Here is a 20194-nt window from a genome sequence, read left to right as displayed (position 1 = left end):
GAAGCGGATTCGCTCACCCGTCGATGCCACTTATGCGTGCATTGCGGATCGCGACTCCCGAACCCGCGTTGTCGCGAGACCGCGGCGAGTCCGTTCCCGCGGCCGATCCTGCCGGCCTCGGGGAAGCGATGGAAACGAGTGTCGAGACGACGGCTCGGAAGAGGCCTGCGCGTGGCGGCGAGATCACGATCCGAGGTCTCGTGCTCGGAGCCGCCATCACCGTCGTGTTCATGGCGGCCAATGTCTATATGGGCCTGAAGACGGGGATGACCTTCTCCTCGTCGATTCCCGCCGCGATGATCTCGATGGGGTGCCTTCGGCTTCTCGGCGGCGCGGGCATCCTCGAGAACAACATCGTGCAGACCCAGGCCTCGGCCGCGGGGACGCTGTGCAACGTCATCCTCGTCCTGCCCGGCCTCGTGCTGATCGGCCATTGGCAGGGCTTTCCCTTCTGGCAGACGAGCGCGGTCTGCCTGCTCGGCGGCCTGCTCGGCGTCGCCTACTCGATCCCGCTGCGCCGTGCCTTGGTCGTCGGCGCCGGCCTCCCCTACCCCGAGGGAACCGCCGCGGCCGAGGTTCTGAAGGCCGGCGAGGGCGGGCGAAGCGACCTTCGCGCATTGATGGGAGCCGCCGCAATCGCCGCAACCCTGGGTCTCGCCACCAACGGGTTCCGCATTCTGGCGGAGGGCATCCACGGGACGGTCGCCGCGGGCTCGGCCGTCTTCCGCATCGGCACGGGCTTCTCCCTCGCCCTGCTCGGCGTCGGCTACCTCGTCGGGATCGGCGCCTGCCTCGCCCTCCTCACGGGCGTCGCCCTCGCCTGGGGGGTGGCCGTGCCCATTCTCACCGCCCTCGGACATGGCGGTCGGGAAGCGCCGGCCGTTGCCGCCGAGGCCGTGTGGTCGGGCGAGGTTCGGCTGATCGGCGCCGGCATCATTGCGGTGGGCGGTGTCTGGACGGTGGCGTCCCTCGTTCGGCCGATCCTCGACAGCGTCCGCACCGCCCTCGAGGCCGCGCGCGGGGGCGGCGGCGCCGAGGTGCCGCGGCAGGAGCGGGACCTGCCGATCACCTGGGTCGGCGCTGCCGCGCTCGGCCTCGCGGTGCCGCTCGCCGGCCTCTTCGGCTGGTTCTCCCTCGGCGCCGAACTCGGCCTCCTCCTCCCCGTGCTCGTCGCCGCGGCGAGCCTGTTCGCGATTCTCGCCGGCTTCCTGATGGCCGCGACCTGCGGCTATCTCGCTGGTCTCCTGGGCTCGTCCTCGAGCCCGATCTCCGGCATCGGCATCCTCACGACGATCCTCGCGGCGCTCCTCCTGCCGCTCATCGTCGGACGGGCGGCGGGGCCGGAGGGCGACCGGTTCGTGATCGCCCTGGCCCTCCTCATCGCCTCCGTGATCGTGACCGTCGCCTCGATCGCCAACGACAACCTGCAGGATCTGAAGACCGGCCAACTCGTCGATGCCACGCCCTGGCGCCAGCAGGTCGCCCTGATCGCGGGCGTCGTCGTCGGCGCCGCCGTGATCGCGCCGCTGCTCGCCCTGCTCTACCAAGCCTACGGCTTCGTCGGAGCCCTGCCGCGGGAGGGCATGGATGCGGGCAACGCCCTGCCGGCGCCGCAGGCCGCGCTGATGACCCAGATCGCGAGCGGCATCGTGCGCGGGGAATTGCCCTGGGCCATGGTGCTCACCGGCGCCGGGATCGGCGTCGCGCTCGTCGCGATGGAGGCGCGCCTGCGGCGGAGGGGATTGTCCTTCCCGGCCCTGACCGTCGGAATCGGCATGTACCTGCCGGTGACCGTGGTGATGACGATCGCGGCCGGTGGGCTCGTGGGATTCCTCGGCGAGCGTGCCCTGCGCCGCCGGACGAGCGATGGCGACGGAGCGGCCGTCGCCGTCCGTCGACGCGGAGTCCTTCTCGCCTCCGGCTTCCTCGTCGGGGAGAGCCTCGTCGGCGTGCTGATCGCCGCGGCCGACACGCTCATCGGCCGCAGCAACGGGCTCGCCCTCGTCGGACCCGGCTTCGGTTCGGCCGCGACCGGGCTCGGCGTCGCCGTCTTCCTCGCGGCCCTCGCCGTCTTCTACCGCTCCGTCTCGCGTCCGCCGGCCTGACCGCGCGCCGGGTGCGGCGCAGGTGCCACGCGCTGCGGCTCTCCGATCGCCCGTTAACGAACCGGTTACCATGGAGGAATAGCGCATTCGAGAAGACAGGCGCATCTCGGCGCCGACGAGTTCAGGTCATGGTCGCCGCAGACATCGTCCCGACTTTGTTGAATGCCGTTGGATCTCACCTCGATATCTTCGGAGCTCTGGGGCTTGCCCTCGGGTTTGCTGCGGGAATGATGCCAAGGCGGAGCCTGATCCTGTGCGTCTCCGCGGCCTGTGCTGCCACCTTCGGTCTCCATTACTGGCATATCGGAGCGGCCACCGGCATGGCGATGTGCTCCATCTCGGTGGTGCAGAGCCTCGTCTCGGCCCGGTTCATCGGTCCGGGGAGCCGGCGAGCCTGGGTCGTCCCGGTCTTCGGGGCGAGCAGCCTCGTCGCAGCCTCGCTGACGCTGGCGACCTGGAGCGGCTGGGCTTCGGCCTGTGCGGGCGTCGGCGCATTGCTGGCGAGTGCGGCACGCCTGCAGGCCGATGCGCAGACGATGCGCCGCCTCTTCGTCGCAGCGTCCCTGTGCTGGGCCGCGCACAATCTCCTGGTCGGATCGGTCTTCGGCCTGACCTGCGATCTCCTCACGATCTCCGGCCTGGTCGTCGCGCTGCGGCGCCGTGCCGGGCGGACCGGCGCCGGCCCGCTCCGGGCAAAAGCCGCCGACACGGGCGGCCGGGAGGTCGCGGCCTCCTGTCCGGTCGCCGCCTGATCCCGCGCAACCCGCCCGCTTCGCCTCGATGCCGCCCGCACAGGCCGCCATCGTTCGGGAAATAGTGGCACATCATCAGGGATGATTCGGCAATATAGAGCGGGCCGAATAAGCGCTTAACAGGGCCGTCCGGTCCCCCTACTCTCGCAACGATGACGGCCACGTGGCCGGCTCGCAGGAGGAACGTCGTGGCGAGAGTAGTGCAAGGGAGTAGTGCGACCGATTTCTTGGAGATCGGAGAGGACGATGATCCGATCATCATCTACGCCAATGGTGGGGACGACCTGTTCAACATCACGGGAGACGACGACAGTTTCAATCAGGTCGTGGTCATCGGCGGCAACGGCAACGAAGCCCTGAACGCAACCTTCACGAACGGCACCTTCGCCGGCGGCGCCGGCAACGACACGCTCGACTTGGTCGAGGGGAATTTCGTGTTCGATGGCGGGCCGGGCGTCGACATCCTCAACCTCGGGGCACCGATCACGGCCTTCACCATCGCGTCCCGGGGCGTCGCCGCCACGATCTCGACGGGCGACGATGACGACGACGACGACGACGACGACGACGATGATGACGACGTTGCCGTCCCGGCGCAGGCCGCGGCCCTCGATGACGACGACGATGATGACGACGATGACGGCGGCGGGGTCGGCACCGTCTCCGTCCAGACCGTCTCGGTCGAGACCTTCGTCTTCGGCAATCTCGTGGTGAAGCAGAACGACGGCAACGCGCTCGTCGACGACCTGCATTACCTGAGCCAGAATCCGGACGTGGCGGCGGCCGGACTCGATCCGGAGGATCATTACGCCGTCTACGGCTGGCGGGAGGGACGCGATCCCAACGCCTTCTTCGACACGGACGGCTACCTCGACGCCTACGCCGACGTGCGGGCCGCGGGGATCAATCCGCTCGACCATTATCGCACCTTCGGCTGGCGGGAGGGCCGCGATCCGTCGGACGATTTCGACACGAAGGCCTACCTCGCGGCCAATCCGGACGTGGCCGCGGCGGGCATCAACCCGCTCGAGCACTACCTCGCCTTCGGATCTGCCGAGGGCCGCGCGGTGGTCGACGATGGCGTCTTCGGCTGAGACCGGAGGGCGCCTAGTCCGTCTGCGCCGCGCCTGAGCCCCCTTTCGGGGGCGGTCGCGCCTCTTGCCGGCGGAGCGCGGGCGAGCGCATCATCCTCGGGCGAGACCAGGTCCCTGCGTCTCGTTCCGACAACTTCGCCCTGCGGTCTTCCGGACCGCGGGGCTTTTCGTATCGGGCGCTCGAAGCCGGATTCCGCGCCGAACCCGGGAGGCCGGCGCCGTGGTGGAACGGCCGCACCATCGCCGTGGGCCTCGAGACCGATCGGGAGGCGCGGACCTCCCGGCGGCCGAAGGTTTGGATGCGACAGAGCCCAGGCCTTGCCCCGGTCGGGGCTGCGAATGCTGCCTCCGGCGGACCCGAACCGGGTTTGCCCGCGTTCCGTCACGACCCTTCAACGAGGTGGACGCTGATGGCAACGAACACGCAGGGCCTCTCCGACAAGGCCCTCTCGATCTTCACCTTCGCCGCCTATCACCGTCTGCTGAGCGGCGAGCGCGTCGCCTCTGTGGTGCGCAAGGATGGCCACGGCCACGAGGCCGACCCGGACGGCGTGGCCGAACTCGAGCGGCGCGGATTGATCAGCGCCGACGACATGCGGATCTCCCTGAACGACGAGGCGGAAACGTTCGTCGACGGCTTGGTCTCCGCGATCCGCCGGGCGGGAGGCGCTTGAGGCGCCGGCAAGACCCGGGGCGACCGTGCTCGGCGCGTTCCGGACGAGCCGCGGGATGACAACGCGCGACGCCGCTCCAGATCGGGTGGGAGATTCCCGCATCCGGAGGCGGGCGCGGTGTGTTTCGCGGAGACTGGGGAGACGACCTTGGCGGCGACCAATCGGCAGAACACGGAGTTTCTGTTTCGCCTCGCCGACGAGGCTTGGCGCGCGGAGATGGCCGGGCGCTACGGGGCGGCCGCGGCCGACCTGCGATACGCGCCGGAGGCCCGCGGCGAGGCGGGTTCCCGCTTGCGGCAGGCCTTCAACGCGCGTGAGCGCGCCTATCACCTCTGGCTGAAGGCTCGGGGGCTGGGCGATTTCCGTCACGCACCGCTGGTCCGGGCGCCGGAGCCCCTCGCGGTCGGGCGCAACGGATTTCCGGCGTCCCTGTCCTCCTGACACGGCCCTGGAACGGGAGTGAGCGGTGGGGCGGATGCGGCCCGAGAGAGGAGCGCAGATCGCCCGCTTCGGCGACCGGCATGCAACCGGACCGTGTCCTTATCACCGGCCGCGCTGAACTCTTGCCGGCGGACCGGCGTTCCTTCGTCCCTGATCGAGGCTCACTCGACGGATGGAGGAACGCTCATGCGTATGAAGATCCTGCTGCCGCTGGCCGCTCTGCTCGCACTCACCGCCTGCAAGGACGAGAAGAAGGCGGAGGCGCCCCCCAACCCGCCGGCCTCGACCACCACGGCTCCGACGAACCCGGCTCCGCCCCCGCCGGCCTCGCCGACGCCGGCTCCCGCCAACAAGCCGGCGGGACAGTGAACGGCTGACACTCCGATCGGAGCGACACCGACGTCGCCGATCCAGGGCAGCGCGTTGCGGAAGCCGCGCGCTGCTCACGGCGCCCGTCCCATCCGCGTGACGGGCGCCCGCCGGCGCACCCTGACATCGCCGAAAGATTGGCCGAAAGATCGGCCAAGAGATCGGCCAAGAGATCGACCAAGCGATCGACCAAGAGATCGGGAGAGGTGCGGCGGGGATGTCGCCGTGTTCCTGGTGCCTGGAAGCGGAACCGGAGTCAGAGACGGGCGAGGCTGACGCGGGCTGTTCCCGCGACGCCGATGGCGCGGGCCGAGGCGTTCGACAGATCGATCACCCGGCCGCCGACGAACGGGCCACGATCGTTGATGCGGACCACGACGGAGCGGCCGTTCAGCCGGTTCGTCACGCGAACTTTGGTGCCGAAGGGCAGCGTCCGGTGCGCCGCGGTCAGAGCATGCGTGTTGAAGCGCTCGCCATTGGCCGTGCGCCGACCCTGGAAGCCGGGCCCGTACCAGGATGCGACACCGGACTGGCCCTGATGGTGGCCTGCGTGAACACCGTGCGTCCGGGCGCCCCGGGCCTGGGCCTCCGGAGTGGCAAACCCGCCCAGGACGATGACGGTCAGGGCGACGAGTGCGCGGTGGATGGTCGAGACCATCGTACATTCCCACTGTTGTTTTCGACGAAGCGCAAGATGTCTGGGAATGCGGCGAGACTATGTTGCGGTGCAATATGACGATGTTCGGGCGAGATTGCCGTATTTGTGGCAGTTTTTCATGGGAATATCGACGTAAGATCTCGATGATAATTGCAAGTAGACCGAAATTGATCATCGAATAGCGCGAACGCTCCGAATGATATCGCAGGACGCACGAATGTGCGCGCCGTCGGCAAAAGGTCACTCTTTGGCCCTCGGGCGGCTGCCATTTCGTGGCAGGAGGACCCGATCGGCAGCGATTGCCGGCCCCTCCCGCGCTCGAGATCCCGATGGTCCTGCGTCCGCCGTTGTTCCGGCTCAGCCTGTATCTCCTGCTCTGCCTGTCGCTGCCGGATGCCGCCCACGCGGAGCGCGCGGTGGGCGCCTCGGTGCGCACCTGGCTGTCGGCCGTCGTGACGAAGATCGGCGCGGCCGACCGCTCGGCCGCGCCGCGCTCACCGGGCGGCACCGTCACGATTCGGGTTCGCATCGCCGCCGACGGCAGCCTGAAGGATGCATCGGTGGAGGCGGGTTCGGGTTCTGCCGCCCTCGACGACCGTGCCCTGGCCGCCGCGCGCGCCGCGGGACCCTTCGCCCCGCCCCCGCGGGAACTTCTCACGGAGGATGGGACGACGGAGTTGAGCTTCCCGCTCGATCTCGCCCGCCGCCGCTGAGCGGGGCCGACGCGCCGCGGGCCGCTCCCGCGGACGGAACGTGCCGGCTCGACCCGAGGCCCTGCGCCGCGGCAGGACGCTCGCGCGGCTTTCGTGATCGATGAAGGCCGGGCGGCGTCCTAGTAGCTCGTGTCGCTGTTGCGCTGGCGGCAGCGGTAGCCGGCGAAGCACGCCGGATCGTCCCGCGCCGGCACGAAGGCGGGCGCGGCCGTGGTGTCGCCGGTGCAGACGCCGCCCGTCCGCGAGACCTGCTCGTAGGCGTTGGGGCTCGTCGCCAGCGTCACGGATCCGGCCCGCGTGACGAGGAGGCGCACGTCTTCGCAGGCGAGGGCCGGGGTGTAGGGGCGTTCCCCCGCCCGGGCGGGACCCAGCGCGAGGGTTCCCGCGAGCGCCAGGTATGCGGTGCGAAGCCGAAACCCGTCCATGTTGCGGATTGCCTCCCTACCCCGCCGTGATCGGCCGGCAGGCCCGATTTATCGATCCCGCCCCGCCGGCGGGCAAGAGGCTCCGGATGCGGCGCCGTGCGCGCCGAGGGCAGCCAGCAGGATCGCTTCCATGGCCCGGTAGCCCTCCGGGGTCAGGTGAACGCCGTCGCTGCCGAAGCCGGGCCGCAACGCGCCTTCCTCCGTGGCGAGAACCGCGTGGTAATCGATGAAGCGCGCCCCGGCGCCGGCCGCGTGCTCGCGAAGCCAGCGGTTCAGGGCGGCGATGGACGGCCTGGGGGAGACCTCCGGGTTCCAGGCGATGGCGGTCGCCGGCGTGATCGAGCCGAGCCAGACGGGCAGGCCGAGCCTCCGCCCCTCGGCCACCATGGCGGCGATGTTCTCCTGGATCCGCGGAAGCGGCACCGGCCCCTCGACCTCGGCGATGTCGTTGATCCCGCACATCAGGTGCACGCCGCGGGCGCCCGCCGCGAGGATCTCGTCGCGGAAGCGCGCACGGATCCGGCCGGAGGCCTCGCCGCCGATCCCGCGGTTGACGAAACCGTGCCGCGCGAAGAGGCCGGGCTGCGCCTCGCCCCAACCCTCGGTGATGGAATCGCCGACGAAGACGATCGGCCGCGGCATCGCCCCGGAAATCATGGCCGCTGCCTCATCGGCGTCGGGCGATCTCCGGCTCGGCATTGTGCCGGGTCGCCGAGGGCTGAAACGGCCGCGCTGAAACCTTCTGCTGTCCGCGTCATTAATTCCTCGAACCTGTCACAAGTTAATCCACGACCCCGGTCGGCGGACGAGGCGCCTCGCCGGAAGGAGGTGCCATGCGCGACTGTAACGGACGCCGCCCGTTCTGCACCGGAGTGACCGCGGATCCGCGCCTGCACGGGATCGCGCGGGGGCTTGCGGAACTCTACGAGCCGCAGCTTCGCGAGACGACGCCCGAGTCGTTGGCGAAGCTTGCCACCGTTATCGATCGCCGCCTCCGGTTTCAGCCCCCGAAGGGAACGACCTGATGCGCACGATCACGCACTCGCCGCCCCTGGCCCTCGTGGTCGAGACCGTCCCGGCCGAGCGCGAGCGGGCGGTGGCCCTGATCGAGGAGACGGCGCTCGACGTCATGGCCTGCGCGAGCGGCGAGGCCGCGATCGAGGTGCTGCAGAGATGCGGGCACGACGTCGCCCTGATGGTCACGCGCGCGTCCCTGGACTGCGAGCGCGACGGCATCCGCCTCGCCAGGGCGGTGGGAAAGCTCTGGCCGCGGATCCGCCTCGTCGTCACCGCCGGAGAGCCCGAGGCCGGGGCCGCGGATCTCCCGGGCGCTGCGACCTGCCTGAGGCGCCCGTGGCTGCCCCTCGACCTCCTCGTCGAGGCGCACCGGGCCGTGGACCGGGCGGCCCCGGTCGTGTGAGTCCTTAGCGCATCCCACGGGCCCGGCTGCGAAAGCGGCCGATCCGCTGTAGGGTGATCCCCGGGCCGTCCGGCCCGACGAGGCGAGCATGATCGACACGACGCCCAGCGCCCTCTTCGTCGCGGCCTTCTGTGCCGCAGCGATCGTCCTCAGCGGCCACTTCGCCTGCGCCACGCCCTTTGCCGCCCTCGCGACCCTCGCCGCCCTCACCCTTCCCGGCCGCGCGGCGCTCCTCTGCGTCGGTGCGGCGTGGCTGCTCAACCAAGTGATCGGCTTCGGGCTCCTCGGCTACCCGACGGACGGGGCGACGATCGGTTGGGGTTTCGCACTCGGGGCCTCGGCGCTCCTCGCCGTGCCGGCCGCCCGGGGTGCGGGACGATTCGCCCCGATTCCCGCCGCGCGCGCTGCGACCGGTCTCCTCGCCGCCTTCGCCGCCTACGAGGCCGGCCTCTGCGTCGCGGCCCTCGTCCTGCCCGGGAGCGCGGGGGCCTATGCGCCCGCCGTCGTCGCGCGGCTCTTCCTGATCAATCTCGGCACGCTCGCGGGCGCGATGCTCCTTCGTGCCTCGATCGCTACCCTTGCCCGCCCTCTCCTCGCCCGCCCTCGCCTCGCCGCCTGAGCCGGCCGCCATGCGCCGCTTCCCGCCCGAACGGATCGTCTGCCTGACGGAGGAGACGGTCGAGACCCTGTACCTGCTCGGCGAGGAGGACCGCATCGTCGGCGTCTCGGGCTACGCCGTGCGCCCAGTCCGGGTGCGCCGGGAAAAGCCCCGCGTCTCGGCCTTCACCAGCGCGGACCTTCCCAAGATCCTGGCGCTCCGACCCGATCTCGTCCTCGCCTTCTCCGACCTGCAGGCCGGGATCGCGGCCGACCTCGCCCGTGCGGGCATCGCCGTCCACCTCTTCAACCAGCGCGACGTTGCCGGCATCCTCGCGATGATCCGAACCCTCGGGGCGCTCGTCGGCTGCCCGGATCGCGCCGAGGCGCTGGCCACCGCCTACGCGGCCCGACTGGCCGAGATCGCCGCGGGGGCGGAGAACGACCGCCGGCCACGGGTGTATTTCGAGGAGTGGGACGAGCCGCTGATCTCGGGGATCGGCTGGGTCTCGGAGTTGATCGGGATCGCGGGCGGCAGGGATGTCTTCGCCGACCGCGCCCGCGAGCCGGCGGCCCGGGACCGGGTCGTGACGCCCGAAGCGGTGATCGCGGCGGCGCCCGAGGTGATCCTCGCCTCCTGGTGCGGCCGGAAGGTGGTGCCGGCGCGCATCGCCGCCCGCCCGGGCTGGGGCGCGATCCCCGCCGTGGAAGCGGGGCAGATCGTGGAGATCAAGTCGGCCCTGATCCTGCAGCCGGGCCCCGCCGCCCTCGGCGACGGGCTCGACGCGATCCGGGCCGCGCTGCGGCCGGCAGCCGCCGGTCGCGTCCAGCCGCCTGTCACCCGGACGGCGTGAGGCGCTCGCCCGGCGTGCCGCCGCCCGCCCGTGCGCCCCGTGCGCTGACGATGCCGTGGCGCAGGGTCACCTGCTCCAGATCGTCGATCACGGCGAGCAACCCCGCGCGGGCGCTCGCGAAAGCGTCCGGCTCGTCGTCGGGCGGCGTCTCCGCGAGCTTGACGGCGGCGATCAGGACCCGGTCCCGCTCGTCCTCGATGCGGGGATCGCGCTCGACCTGCCCGCGGATCCGGGCGTCGAAGGCCGCGATCACGGCGAAAGGCAGGTCGTCCCGGCCGCTGCCGCCCGAGAAGGCCCGCGCGCGAGCCCGGCCCTCGGCCGCCGCCTGCCTCATCGCATCCGCGAGTCTGTCCGCCACTGGCCGCTCCATGTCCGGGGTCGTCCCCGGACAACGCCAAGGCCGCGCGGTCGCTCCCGGGGCGCCGTAAGCCCTTTGCGCCGGCGCAGGGATGCCGGATCTTCCAGAAAGAGGCTTTACAACGTCGCCGCCCCTGGCGACTGATGGGCTCCAAGGCCGCTCGTTCTCCCCGGCTGCTGCCTGTCCCGAACCATCGCTTCCGACGGCGGCCGATGCCCCAGCGATACTTCTTCCGATTGGTGCAGGCACAGGCCGTGATCGAGGATCCGACCGGTGTCGTGGCCGACGATCTGGATCAGGCGATCACGGAGGCCCGGGCCGCCGTGGAGGAACTGCGGTTGGTGGGGGAACTTCCGGACGATGCCGGCGCCTGGCGCATGGAGATCCGGGACGAGGCGGGAAGCCTCCTACACGTGCTCAGCCTCGACTGAGGCGACGGGGAGCCGGGGGATCTTCAGCAGGATCGCCCGCACATGAGCGCGAACCAGGGCGGCGGTCGATCCGGACGGGGCGGGTGCGGAGATACCCAACGCATCAACCTGAAGGAGCATCTCCGTCGAAACGCCACCGCCGGACAACATGACGCGACTCCCGTACGAACGCCCTCATCCGTCATCGCAGCGCGAATCGGTGGACGCAGACTGTATCGGGTCGGGGGATGAGGAAATACCAAATGTTACTTTTGAAGCCTTGGCTATAAACGGCCCGACCCGCTAGGCTGCCATCATCCGGCCGTTCCGTCGGAACGCCACTCTTGAGCGTTCCCACGCCTCCTGACCGTTGACGGCCGCGCTGCCCGGCTTCCCCTTCACACCGACACGGCTCGCGTCATCCCGGATGCCCCCGATCTCCCCGACCCTGCGCGCGCTCCGCCGCGGCGATCTCGCCGGCGTGCGGGAACTCCGAATTTCAGAGGGGCTGACCGAATTCCCGGCCGAGATCCTCGGCCTCGCGGACACGCTGGAGGTCCTCGACCTGAGCGGCAATGCGCTCGCGGACCTGCCCGCGGAGATCGCGCGCCTCGGCCGCCTGCGGGTCCTGTTCTGCTCCGGCAACCGCTTCGAGCGCCTGCCGCCCGCCCTCGGCGGCTGCCCGATGCTGAGCCAGATCGGCTTCCGCGCCGCCGGCCTGCGCGAGGTTCCGGGCGAGGCGCTGCCCGCGACCCTCCGCTGGCTGACGCTGACCGACAACGCGATCGCGCACCTGCCGGATGCGCTCGGCCGGCGACCGCTTCTGCAGAAGCTGATGCTCGCCGGAAACCGCCTGCGCTCCCTGCCGCCCACCCTCGCGGGGGCGGAGCGGCTGGAATTGCTGCGGATCTCCGCCAACGGGCTCGATGCCCTTCCCGCCTGGCTCGGCGGCCTGCCGCGCCTCGCCTGGATCTCCTGGGCCGGAAACCCCTGCGAGCCCGCCGCGGGACAGGCGCGCGCCGCGGAGATCCCCTGGTCCGAAATCGTTCCCGGCGACCTCCTCGGCGAGGGCGCCTCCGGCCGGGTGCACCGCGCGCTCTGGCGTGCGGAAGGGGGAGCCGGAGGGCCCGTCGCCCTCAAGCTGTTCAAGGGCGCCATGACGAGCGACGGGCTGCCCGAGCGGGAGATGGCCGCCTGCCTCGCCGCGGGCGCGCACCCGAACCTGACCGGGGCTCTCGGGCGCCTCACCGGCCACCCGGACGGCGCGCAGGGGCTCGTGATGCCTCTCCTGCCGCCGCATTGGCGCCCGCTCGCCGGGCCGCCGAGCCTCGCGAGCTGCAGCCGGGACGTCTACGCTCCCGAGCTTCAGGTCGGATGGGCGAGCGCAACCCGGATCGCGCGCGAGACGGCGCGGGCCGCCGCCCATCTCCATGGGCGCGGGTTCCTCCACGGCGATCTGTACGGGCACAACATCCTGTGGGACGGCAGCGCCGGGGCGGCTGTGCTGAGCGATTTCGGGGCGGCCTCGGTTCTTCCGCCCGGTGACCTCGCCGCGGCCCTGCTGCGGACGGAGGTCCTGGCCTGGGGCCTCCTCCTCGGCGAGTTGCTCGACCTGTGCCCGTCCGACGCGTCCGCGACGAGCGTCCTGCGGACGCTGGAGGCCGCCTGCCTTCAGGCCGATGTCGCGGCCCGTCCGGACATGACCGAGATCCTGCACGCGCTTCCGGCCTGAGGCCGCGCGTCGGCCCTCGGGGCGGGAGGGGGCGACCATCGCGGGCGGCCCGGTCCCCGCGAGCGCACAGGCCCGCGCCGCCTCAGAGCCGGTCGGCGAGCCCGACGAGGGCTGCGGGCACGCTCGGGTTGGAGGCACCGGCCGACGGCTCCTCGGCCGCCGAGCGGAGCAGCCTCAGAAGCTTGCCGCGGTCGAGGGAGTCACGGTCGGACAGGCAGTTGACGATGACCTGCAGGCTGTACTCGATCGCGACGATGCGAGCTTCGAGCTCGCGCTGCTTCGTTTCCATCCCTGCCACTCCTCGTTTTTCTGCCGAGGATGGTAGCCGGCGCGGCGCCGGGCAGAACCCACAGTTTCGCCGACCCTGACCCGCTTCCGGCAGCGCGCGGCTCAGGTGCGGAAGGCCGCGCCGCAGACGATGGGCGCCGGTGCCCCGCAGCGGGGACAGGGGCCCGACAGGGCGACGAAGCCGCTCTCGCCACGGCGGCCGCAGGACGCGGCGCTCGGCCCCTTCGGCCGGACGCGGACGCGGTAGATCAGCCGGCAGGTGCCCTGATAGAGCATCGGCGTCTCCGCCAGGCGCCGGCCGAGGCGCGCCTGCGCCTCCCGGAAGACCGTGACGCCGTCCGAGCGCCGAAAGGCGTTGATCCAGTACGCGGCTTGGTCGTGTGCGGCCTCGGGCATGTCGGCGCTCCCTGTCGGCGGCCGGTCGCTGTCTCCCGCGAAGGCCGGGCGTGACGCGGGGACCGGCCCGAGCCTCAGGCGGCCTCCCGGTCCGGAGGCCAGGGTACGAAGCCCGCCTGTGCTCCGGTCCCCACGAGGCCCTTCGAGCGAAGATAGGCCGCGAGCCGCGGATATCGCTCGAGGTCCGGGCCGTCCGGATTCTCGGCGCGGCAGGGGTGGCAGACGGCGACGTTCCAGGCGGCGATGTGCCGTCCCTCCCCGAAGGATGGCCCCAGCCGCATCGAGCGGCGGCAGAGGATGCACGCGGTGCGGAATGCCTGTTCCATCGCGGATCGATGTCCTTGCGCCCCCGGCGCGTCTCTGGCCGGAAAGCTCTTGTGGATCGGTTAAGGCCGTTGGGCAGAGGGTGGAGAACCCCACCCGCGCGACGCTTTTTCCCCGTGATGTCCGTGCGCGCCGCGCTATGCTGGCGGGGATGAGCAACGTCATCCGCCCCGATTTCGGCAGAGCCCGGCGCCCCGAGCCGGATCCGGACACGCGTCGTGCCGCGGAGGCGATCTGCCTCTACGGTGAGGAGGCGGGCTACCGGGTCGGCTTGGTGGCGGACGAATCCGAGCCGCAGGGACCCGTTCTGACCGTCTTCGTCGGGGCGCTCGACAGCGAGGAGGTCGAGGCGGTCGCGATCACGCCCGCGACGCCCGAGGGCCGCGCCGACGCCGACGCGATCGGTCTCGCGATCCTGCGTGCGCTGGAGATCGTCGGCCGCGGCCGGGACCCCGAACCCGGCGAGCCGGCCTGAGGGCGGTCAGCCCCGCTTCTGACCTTTGGTGTAGGCCGAGATGGCGGACTGGCAGTTCGGCGACAGCTTGGCCTTGTTCTGCCGGAAGCAGGCCTGAACCTCTGGGCTGTCCGGCTCCAGGTCGCCGCAATAGGTGAAGTAATCGCCCGTGCAGGACCTCTTCAGCTCGCTGCGGTCGGCGGACGTGGCGCCGCCTGGGGCCGCCACCGCGGCGGCGGTGGTCAGAAGGAGGGCGGAAACGGTGCGTACCAGCAAGGACTCTACTCCAGACAGCCCGATCCTACCGGGCGGAGGCCGTAGACCAAGGGATCGCGACGAGAATGGGTTAGCGTGGCCGTAGCGGCCCCTGGATGCGATGAAGCCCGCCGCGGCGCGAGCCGGGCGGGCTTCACCGGATGGATCGTCCGATCGCTCAGCAATCGTCGTCCTTCTTGCCGACCTTCTGATCCGCGCCCGCATTGTTCATGGCACCGACGGTGCCGGGCGAGGCGGGCTGCTCGCCGCCGGCGAGGTTCTTGGCGGCCGGGTCGGTCCGGTCGCCCTTGCTGGCCTGATTGCCCGTCCCCTGGTTCGGACCGGTCGCTTGGTTCGCGCCGACGTTGTTCATCGCGCCGACGGTGCCGGGCGAGGCGGGCTGCTGACCACCCGCGAGGTTCTTGCTGGAATTGTCGACGTCCGAGCTCTTCGTGTTCGTCGCCTGCTGCTCGGGATTCTTGTCCTTGGTCGAGCCGGTGTTGCACGGCGCGGCGAGAACCGACCCCGCCGTGAGGGCGAGAATGGCGGCGCTGCTGATTAGAGTTGTGACTTTCATGGCGATTTCCTCCTCTAGTTGCTGCGGGGAAGGAAATCGTTCGGCTTACCGGAGGTTCCGCGCGGACGTCCCCGAGTTTCGGGAACGTCCGCGGTTGGATCGGGCGGCCGATGATCGCGATGCCGGCCGCGCGGCCCCGGCTCAGTGGCGCGGCAGCGTGTGCAGGGCCTTCAGGAAGACGTCGACGTCCTCCCGCGTGTTGTAGAAGGCGAGCGAGGCGCGCACCGACTGGTCGACGCCGAAGCGGCGCAGGGCCGGCAGGGCGCAGTGATGGCCGGAGCGCACCGCGATCCCGTGCGCGTCGAGGTGGTGGGCCACCGCCTCGTTCTCGTGCCCCTCGATGACGAAGGACATCACGCTGGCCTTCTCCCGCGCCGTGCCGATCAGCCGCAGGCCCTTCACCTCGGCGAGGCCGGCCTGCGCGTATTCGAGGAGATCGTGCTCGTAGGCCGCGATGCCCGGCAGGCCGACGCCCTCGAGATAGTCGAGGGCGGCGCCGAGGCCCACGGCGCCGGCGATGTCGGGCGTGCCCGCCTCGAACTTCTCGGGCGCGCCCTTGTAGACGGTCTTCGAGAAGGTGACGTCCTCGATCATGTGGCCGCCGCCCTGCCAGGGCGGCATCGCCTCGAGGAGGTGCGTCTTGCCGTAGAGCGCGCCGATCCCGGTCGGCCCGAACACCTTGTGCCCGGAGAAGACGAGGAAGTCCGCGTCGAGCGCCTGCACGTCGAGGGGGATGTGCGGCGAGGATTGCGCCGCATCGACCAGCACCGGAACGCCGTAGGCGTGCGAGAGCTGGATGATCTCCGCGACCGGGTTGATGGTGCCGAGCGCGTTGGCGACATGCGTCACCGAGACGATCTTCGTGCGGCCGGACAGGAGGGCGGCGAATTGCTCGAAGATGATCTCGCCCCGGTCGTTGACCGGGATCACGCGCAGCGTCGCGCCGGTGGCCTGGGTGAGGAGCTGCCAGGGCACGATGTTGGCGTGGTGCTCGATCGTCGAGACGATGATCTCGTCGCCCGGGCCGATATGGGCGCGGCCGTAGGAGTTCGCGACGAGGTTGATCGCCTCCGTGGTGCCGCGCAGGAAGACGATGTCGTCCTTCGTCGGCGCGTTGAGGAAGCGGCGCACCTTCTCGCGGCCGCCCTCGAACAGGTCCGTGGACCGGGCGGCGAGCGTGTGCGCGGCCCGGTGGATGTTCGAGTTGTGCCGGCCGTAGAACTCGCTCGTCGCGTCGATCACGCTCTGCGGCTTGTGGGTCGTCGCCGCGTTGTCGAGCCAGACGAGCGGGTGGCCGTTGACGCTCTGGTGGAGGGCCGGGAAATCCCGGCGCACGCTCTCCACGTCGAAGGGCGCGGCGACCGGGCTCGACCCGTGCGAGGTGACGCGCGGCGCGGGGCCGGGATGGCGCGAGGGCTCGACGCGGGGCCGGGCGTGGGTCTTCGGAGGCCGCGCGGCGGCGGGCGCCAGGAAGTAGTAGTCGGAGGCCGGCGCCGCGGGCTCCGGCGCCCGCGAGAGACGGCCCGTCCGCCGAAAGCTCTCCTGCGCCTCGTCGACGCCGTGGCGCGACGGGTCGGCCGGCACGAGCCCCGGCGCCAGCGCATGGGCGAAGGCGTTCGCCCGCGGATGGTCGGCCGCGATCCGGCGGTGCAGGTCGCGCCCGCCCGGCAGCGCTGCGGCCACCTCGGGCAGGCTCGGCACGAAGAACTCGGGCAGGGCCCGGCGCGAGGCGAACGGGTCGGAGAGGGGATGGACCGAGGGGATCGCCGCCGCGTCGAACGAGACGGGGCCGGCGGGCGCTGGGTTCGGCACGGAGGCTCCCGTCACCCCCGGCAGGCCGACGGGCGGCGCGCCGAAGGAGCGGGCGGCGAGCGCCGAGGCGTCCGGCTGCAGGCCCTGGGGTAATCCGCCCGCGGGCGCCGAGGGGACACCCAGGCCGGCGCTCGGCAGGGGCGCGCCGCCGGGCCCCTGCGGCAGGCTCTCGAAGCCCTGCGGCACCTGCGGGCTCGCCGGAAGTTCCGGCGCGAAGGGCTGGCTTGCCGCCTGCCCCTGCCCGTAGATCTCGCGGGCGAGGCGCCCGACGAGATCCGCATGCGCCAGCTCGCCGGGGTTGCCCGCCGGCAGGCCCAGGCTGGCCGCCGGCAGGCCCAAGCTGGCCGCCGGCAGGAAGGCCGGCGCCTTAGGCGTAGTCATGGTAGTTGCCCAGGAGCACGTTATCGAGACGGGCGATCGCGTCCTCGACCAGCACGGCGGCCGAGAAGTAGCGGGTCACGAGATGCGAGGCGATGGAGTGGTCGTTGGTGCCCATGTAGCGCACCGACAGGCCGGGCTCGATCTCGCCCGTGACGCCCGACTTCTGGAGGGCGACGACGCCCTGCTCGCCCTCGCCGACGCGCAGCAGCAGGATCGAGGTGGTCTGCGCCCCCGTGACCGGGTCGGTGTCGATCGGCAGCTTGTCGCTCGGCACCAGCGGCACGCCGCGCCAGGTGATGAAGGGCGCGCCGAACAGGTGCACCACCACCGGCGGCACGCCGCGGCGGGTCGCCTCCCGGCCGAAGGCCGCGATGGCGCGCGGATGCGCCACGAAGAAGGCGGGCTTCTTCCAGACGAGCGTCAGGAGCTCGTCGAGATCGTCCGGGGTCGGCGGGCCGCCGCGGGTCGGGATGCGCTGGCGCGAGCCGACCTCGTGGAGGAGGCCGAATTGCGAGTTGTTGAGGAGCTCCCACTCCTCGCGCTCCTTCACGGCATCGACCGTGAGGCGGATCTGCTCGCGGAGCTGGTCGATCTCGTTCGAGTAGAGATCGGTGACGCGGGTATGGGTGTTGAGGATCGTCTGGATCGTGGAGAGGTGGTACTCGCGCGGATCCACCTCGTAGTCGACGAAGGTGGTCGGCAGGCGCGGCTCGCCCGCATGCACCGCCAGGAGCTCTATACCCTGCTCGCCGTAGGAATTGGTGTGGCCCTTGAGCCGGTCACGCTCCTCGATGTGCTGGGTGATGCGCGAACGGATCGCCTCGTCCTCGATCGCGGCCCGGTCGAGAGTGAGGAGCGTCACGGCCGAGAGCGCCTTCACGGCCGGGGCCGGCCCGGCCTCGCCGACGAGGGTGTCGTCCCCGAAATAGTCGCCCCGGGTGGCGAGGCCCTGGCGCAGCCGGCCCTTGTAGGGGCCCGACAGGCTCAGCTCGACGGTGCCGTCGGCGACGATCGTCAGGCTGCGGTCGGCCGAGCCTTCCTCGCTGATGACCTCGCCGGCCTGATGGCGGCTCTCGGTGAACTTGCCGGCCAGCGTCGCCAGTTCGGCATCGCCGAGCCGGCTGAACTGCGGCACGGCCCGCAGGGAGCCGGGGCGGATGACCCGGCCCTTGTCGTCCGTGGCGAGATCGATGCGGCCGGGCTTGGCCAGCACCACGGCGCGGCGGTTCACGCGGTAGACGCCGCCGGGCACGTCCACGAAGGGCAGCAGGCGCAGGAGCCAGCGCGGGGTGTTGGCCGCGTTCTGGACCGATGTGACGGTCGCCGTCGCTAGATTGCGTGCCGCGGAGGCGCTCACGCTCAAACCCGGTCCGCTCATCGTCTCACGTCTCCGTTTTCTCAAGGCACGAGGAAGCGGCGACCGGCTGCGGGCTCAAGCCCGACCGATCCTGATACGCCGCAAGGTCACGTCACGCAGATGTCGGGCCTAGCGCAGTCGAGCGACCGCGCCGGGACTGCACTGTACTGGAGCGCACCCGAGGAAGTTGTCGATACTCTTGCCCGGGGCGCGGCTGAACTGCACCTGATTCCGGGTTAGTGCGGTCTAGCCTCGGCCCGGCCGAGGGGTCAATGGAAGCACCTTCTAAAATTTAGGGCTTCCATGGAACAACCTTGCCTTGAATAACAGATGCATGGAAAGGCATCCTCTGAAAGGCAATCTCAGAAGAACATTCATCTATCCGTTGCCGCAGCAAGCGACCCCTCGCGAACGATCGTGCGGAGGACATTTTTCCCCCGCTTCGCGCCGGGTCAGATTCCGTCGCCGAAGCCGAAGAACTGGTCCATCGTGAGGGCCGGCTGCTCGTCGAGCGGCAGGCGCGAGACGACGCGCGCCGGGACGCCCGCCACGGTCGTGTGGGGTGGCACCTCGTGCAGCACCACGGCGGCCGCTGCGACCTTGGCCCCCTCGCCGACCCGGATGTTGCCGAGCACCTTCGCGCCGACGCTGAGCAGCACGCCGCGCTCGATCTTGGGGTGACGGTCGCCGCTCTCCTTGCCGTTGCCGCCGAGCGTGACCGATTGCAGGATCGAGACGTCGTCGGCGATCACCGTCGTCTCGCCGATGACGACGCCGGTGGCGTGGTCGATGAACACGCCCGAGCCGATCCGGGCGGCGGGGTGGATGTCGCAGCCGAACACTTCGGAGATCCGGCTCTGCACGTGCAGGCTGAGCGTCGCCCGCCCCTGGTGCCAGAGCCAGTGGGCCACGCGGTAGCCCTCCAGGGCGGCGAATCCCTTGTAGAACAGGAACGGGTCGAGATACCGGCGGCAGGTCGGGTCGCGCTCCCGGATCGCGACGAGGTCGCGCACCGCGTGCGCTTCGGCATGCGGGTCGGCTTCGAAGGCGGAGAGGCAGAGGTCGCGCATGGACAGGCGCGCGAGGTCGCCGTCGCCGAGCCGGTGCGCGAGGCGATAGGCGAGAGCCTGGGCGAGGCTGCGCTGGTCGAGCACCGTCGCCTGGATGATGCCCGCGTAGAGCGGCTCCTCGATGAGCGCGGCCTCCGCCTCGGCGCGCAGGTCGGCCCAGACGTCGCGCTCGTGGGTGCTGCGGCTCGTGGCCCGCAGCGGCGGCTGGGTCGTGATCGCCGCGGTCACGGCCGCGACTCCTGCAACCCGCGGGCGCGCCTCGCCCCGAGGGCGGTCCGGCCGATCGTGCGCGGCATGGGATTACTGCACACGCCGGAACAGGTCCGGCAGGTAGCGCCGCAGGGTCTCGTGGCCCTCGAATTTCACGTCGACGGTCTGCGGGCGGCCGCCCTGGCCGTGGATGCTGACGACGCGGCCCCTGGCATGGCGCCAGATCCCCAAGACTTCGGCGACGTCGAGCCGCTCGAACACCACCTGATCGCCGCGCGTCATCGTCGCTGAGGCCATGGCATCATCCTTCGGAAACGGGCCGACCGGGCCGGTCGTACCGTGTGCGTGAGGCTGCGTGAGAACCGGATCCGGGCCGGGAGGAAGAGCTTTCCGGATGTCCGCGCCGGGGGAGAAGATTTCGGTCGCGGTTGGCACGGTAGAGAGCAAATCTTTCACTAAGTCTTTGTG

Annotated in this window: 26 protein-coding genes; 13 read left to right on the top strand and 13 right to left on the bottom strand. The window is 71.0% G+C overall.

Features of this window, described 5'->3' with window-relative positions; translation table 11 throughout:
• The first annotated feature begins 128 nt into the window (after positions 1 to 128).
• The 6 genes from J2X36_RS20115 to J2X36_RS20090 all read left to right on the top strand — a co-directional run bounded on the left by J2X36_RS20115 (position 129) and on the right by J2X36_RS20090 (position 5435).
• The gene (locus tag J2X36_RS20115; RefSeq protein WP_310353048.1) at positions 129 to 2105 is read left to right on the top strand and encodes an OPT family oligopeptide transporter; all 1977 of its coding nucleotides are present in this window, start codon (positions 129 to 131) and stop codon (positions 2103 to 2105) included.
• A 128-nt stretch (positions 2106 to 2233) separates the two neighbouring features.
• Positions 2234 to 2857: a YgjV family protein gene (locus J2X36_RS20110; protein WP_310353046.1), complete on the top strand. Its 624-nt coding sequence runs from the start codon at positions 2234 to 2236 to the stop codon at positions 2855 to 2857.
• A 227-nt stretch (positions 2858 to 3084) separates the two neighbouring features.
• A complete protein-coding gene (locus J2X36_RS20105) occupies positions 3085 to 3951 on the top strand; it encodes a calcium-binding protein (RefSeq protein ID WP_310353042.1) in 867 nt (288 codons plus the stop codon).
• A 410-nt stretch (positions 3952 to 4361) separates the two neighbouring features.
• Positions 4362 to 4625 (top strand): hypothetical protein, encoded by a 264-nt coding sequence (locus J2X36_RS20100; RefSeq protein ID WP_310353040.1) that lies wholly within the window; start codon positions 4362 to 4364, stop codon positions 4623 to 4625.
• 147 nt (positions 4626 to 4772) lie between these two features.
• Complete coding sequence (locus tag J2X36_RS20095) at positions 4773 to 5066, top strand: hypothetical protein (protein ID WP_132254240.1); 294 nt, start codon at positions 4773 to 4775, stop codon at positions 5064 to 5066.
• A gap of 186 nt (positions 5067 to 5252) precedes the next feature.
• A complete protein-coding gene (locus J2X36_RS20090; RefSeq protein ID WP_132254242.1) occupies positions 5253 to 5435 on the top strand; it encodes a hypothetical protein in 183 nt (60 codons plus the stop codon).
• A gap of 256 nt (positions 5436 to 5691) precedes the next feature.
• Here the strand turns inward: J2X36_RS20090 and J2X36_RS20085 are convergent, their stop codons facing one another.
• Complete coding sequence (locus tag J2X36_RS20085; RefSeq protein WP_310353036.1) at positions 5692 to 6093, bottom strand: septal ring lytic transglycosylase RlpA family protein; 402 nt, start codon at positions 6091 to 6093, stop codon at positions 5692 to 5694.
• Between the two features lie 329 nt (positions 6094 to 6422).
• Between J2X36_RS20085 and J2X36_RS20080 the strand changes: the two genes are divergently transcribed.
• On the top strand, positions 6423 to 6806 hold the full coding sequence (locus tag J2X36_RS20080; RefSeq protein ID WP_132254247.1) for a TonB family protein: 384 nt from the start codon (positions 6423 to 6425) through the stop codon (positions 6804 to 6806).
• Between the two features lie 119 nt (positions 6807 to 6925).
• On the opposite strand, the gene J2X36_RS20075 is transcribed toward J2X36_RS20080, so the two are convergent.
• Complete coding sequence (locus J2X36_RS20075) at positions 6926 to 7231, bottom strand: hypothetical protein (protein ID WP_310353033.1); 306 nt, start codon at positions 7229 to 7231, stop codon at positions 6926 to 6928.
• A 48-nt stretch (positions 7232 to 7279) separates the two neighbouring features.
• Positions 7280 to 7873 (bottom strand): GDSL-type esterase/lipase family protein, encoded by a 594-nt coding sequence (locus J2X36_RS20070; RefSeq protein ID WP_310353031.1) that lies wholly within the window; start codon positions 7871 to 7873, stop codon positions 7280 to 7282.
• Positions 7874 to 8255: 382 nt separating this feature from the next.
• On the opposite strand from J2X36_RS20070, the gene J2X36_RS20065 reads away from it, so the two are divergent.
• The 3 genes from J2X36_RS20065 to J2X36_RS20055 all read left to right on the top strand — a co-directional run bounded on the left by J2X36_RS20065 (position 8256) and on the right by J2X36_RS20055 (position 10102).
• Complete coding sequence (locus J2X36_RS20065) at positions 8256 to 8651, top strand: response regulator (protein WP_310353029.1); 396 nt, start codon at positions 8256 to 8258, stop codon at positions 8649 to 8651.
• A gap of 88 nt (positions 8652 to 8739) precedes the next feature.
• The gene (locus tag J2X36_RS20060) at positions 8740 to 9270 is read left to right on the top strand and encodes a hypothetical protein (RefSeq protein ID WP_310353027.1); all 531 of its coding nucleotides are present in this window, start codon (positions 8740 to 8742) and stop codon (positions 9268 to 9270) included.
• A gap of 10 nt (positions 9271 to 9280) precedes the next feature.
• Positions 9281 to 10102, top strand: coding sequence for a cobalamin-binding protein (locus J2X36_RS20055; protein WP_310353157.1), 822 nt, complete (start codon positions 9281 to 9283; stop codon positions 10100 to 10102).
• Here the strand turns inward: J2X36_RS20055 and J2X36_RS20050 are convergent.
• Positions 10086 to 10460 (bottom strand): hypothetical protein, encoded by a 375-nt coding sequence (locus tag J2X36_RS20050; protein WP_132254257.1) that lies wholly within the window; start codon positions 10458 to 10460, stop codon positions 10086 to 10088. The two genes, J2X36_RS20055 and J2X36_RS20050, sit on opposite strands and share 17 nt — an antisense overlap.
• A 212-nt stretch (positions 10461 to 10672) precedes the next feature.
• Between J2X36_RS20050 and J2X36_RS20045 the strand changes: the two genes are divergently transcribed.
• Together J2X36_RS20045 and J2X36_RS20040 are read left to right on the top strand one after the other, a co-directional pair.
• Positions 10673 to 10891: a DUF6894 family protein gene (locus J2X36_RS20045; RefSeq protein WP_132254259.1), complete on the top strand. Its 219-nt coding sequence runs from the start codon at positions 10673 to 10675 to the stop codon at positions 10889 to 10891.
• Positions 10892 to 11297: 406 nt separating this feature from the next.
• A complete protein-coding gene (locus tag J2X36_RS20040; RefSeq protein ID WP_310353023.1) occupies positions 11298 to 12602 on the top strand; it encodes a leucine-rich repeat-containing protein kinase family protein in 1305 nt (434 codons plus the stop codon).
• Positions 12603 to 12684: 82 nt separating this feature from the next.
• Here J2X36_RS20040 and J2X36_RS20035 read toward each other — a convergent pair whose 3' ends face one another.
• The 3 genes from J2X36_RS20035 to J2X36_RS20025 form a co-directional block, all read right to left on the bottom strand.
• Positions 12685 to 12891 carry a hypothetical protein gene (locus J2X36_RS20035; protein ID WP_132254262.1) on the bottom strand — a complete coding sequence of 69 codons (207 nt, stop codon included), beginning with the start codon at positions 12889 to 12891 and terminating at the stop codon, positions 12685 to 12687.
• Positions 12892 to 12992: 101 nt separating this feature from the next.
• A complete protein-coding gene (locus J2X36_RS20030; protein WP_132254263.1) occupies positions 12993 to 13286 on the bottom strand; it encodes a hypothetical protein in 294 nt (97 codons plus the stop codon).
• Positions 13287 to 13360: 74 nt separating this feature from the next.
• Entirely contained in the window at positions 13361 to 13612 is a 252-nt protein-coding gene (locus tag J2X36_RS20025) for a hypothetical protein (protein ID WP_132254264.1), read from the bottom strand.
• A gap of 149 nt (positions 13613 to 13761) precedes the next feature.
• On the opposite strand from J2X36_RS20025, the gene J2X36_RS20020 reads away from it, so the two are divergent.
• Positions 13762 to 14085, top strand: a complete 324-nt coding sequence (locus J2X36_RS20020) for a hypothetical protein (RefSeq protein ID WP_310353018.1) — start codon at positions 13762 to 13764, stop codon at positions 14083 to 14085.
• A gap of 6 nt (positions 14086 to 14091) precedes the next feature.
• On the opposite strand, the gene J2X36_RS20015 is transcribed toward J2X36_RS20020, so the two are convergent.
• The 6 genes from J2X36_RS20015 to J2X36_RS19990 form a co-directional block, all read right to left on the bottom strand.
• Positions 14092 to 14340, bottom strand: a complete 249-nt coding sequence (locus tag J2X36_RS20015) for a hypothetical protein (RefSeq protein WP_132254266.1) — start codon at positions 14338 to 14340, stop codon at positions 14092 to 14094.
• Between the two features lie 157 nt (positions 14341 to 14497).
• The gene (locus J2X36_RS20010; protein ID WP_132254267.1) at positions 14498 to 14896 is read right to left on the bottom strand and encodes an exopolysaccharide production protein YjbE; all 399 of its coding nucleotides are present in this window, start codon (positions 14894 to 14896) and stop codon (positions 14498 to 14500) included.
• Between the two features lie 141 nt (positions 14897 to 15037).
• Entirely contained in the window at positions 15038 to 17089 is a 2052-nt protein-coding gene (locus J2X36_RS20005; protein WP_132254268.1) for a family 2A encapsulin nanocompartment cargo protein cysteine desulfurase, read from the bottom strand.
• Positions 17076 to 18467 (bottom strand): family 2B encapsulin nanocompartment shell protein, encoded by a 1392-nt coding sequence (locus J2X36_RS20000; RefSeq protein WP_310353012.1) that lies wholly within the window; start codon positions 18465 to 18467, stop codon positions 17076 to 17078. Before J2X36_RS20000 ends, J2X36_RS20005 begins: the two co-directional genes overlap by 14 nt.
• Positions 18468 to 18898: 431 nt before the next feature.
• Positions 18899 to 19744 (bottom strand): serine O-acetyltransferase, encoded by an 846-nt coding sequence (gene cysE / locus J2X36_RS19995; RefSeq protein WP_132257136.1) that lies wholly within the window; start codon positions 19742 to 19744, stop codon positions 18899 to 18901.
• Between the two features lie 72 nt (positions 19745 to 19816).
• Positions 19817 to 20023 carry a hypothetical protein gene (locus J2X36_RS19990; RefSeq protein ID WP_132256223.1) on the bottom strand — a complete coding sequence of 69 codons (207 nt, stop codon included), beginning with the start codon at positions 20021 to 20023 and terminating at the stop codon, positions 19817 to 19819.
• Positions 20024 to 20194 lie beyond the last annotated feature (171 nt).

The organism is Methylobacterium sp. BE186 (genome assembly GCF_031457035.1).
Lineage (GTDB): Bacteria > Pseudomonadota > Alphaproteobacteria > Rhizobiales > Beijerinckiaceae > Methylobacterium > Methylobacterium segetis.
Note: the sequence above shows the minus strand (reverse complement) of the source record. Positions and strands in the feature narration are given on the sequence as shown.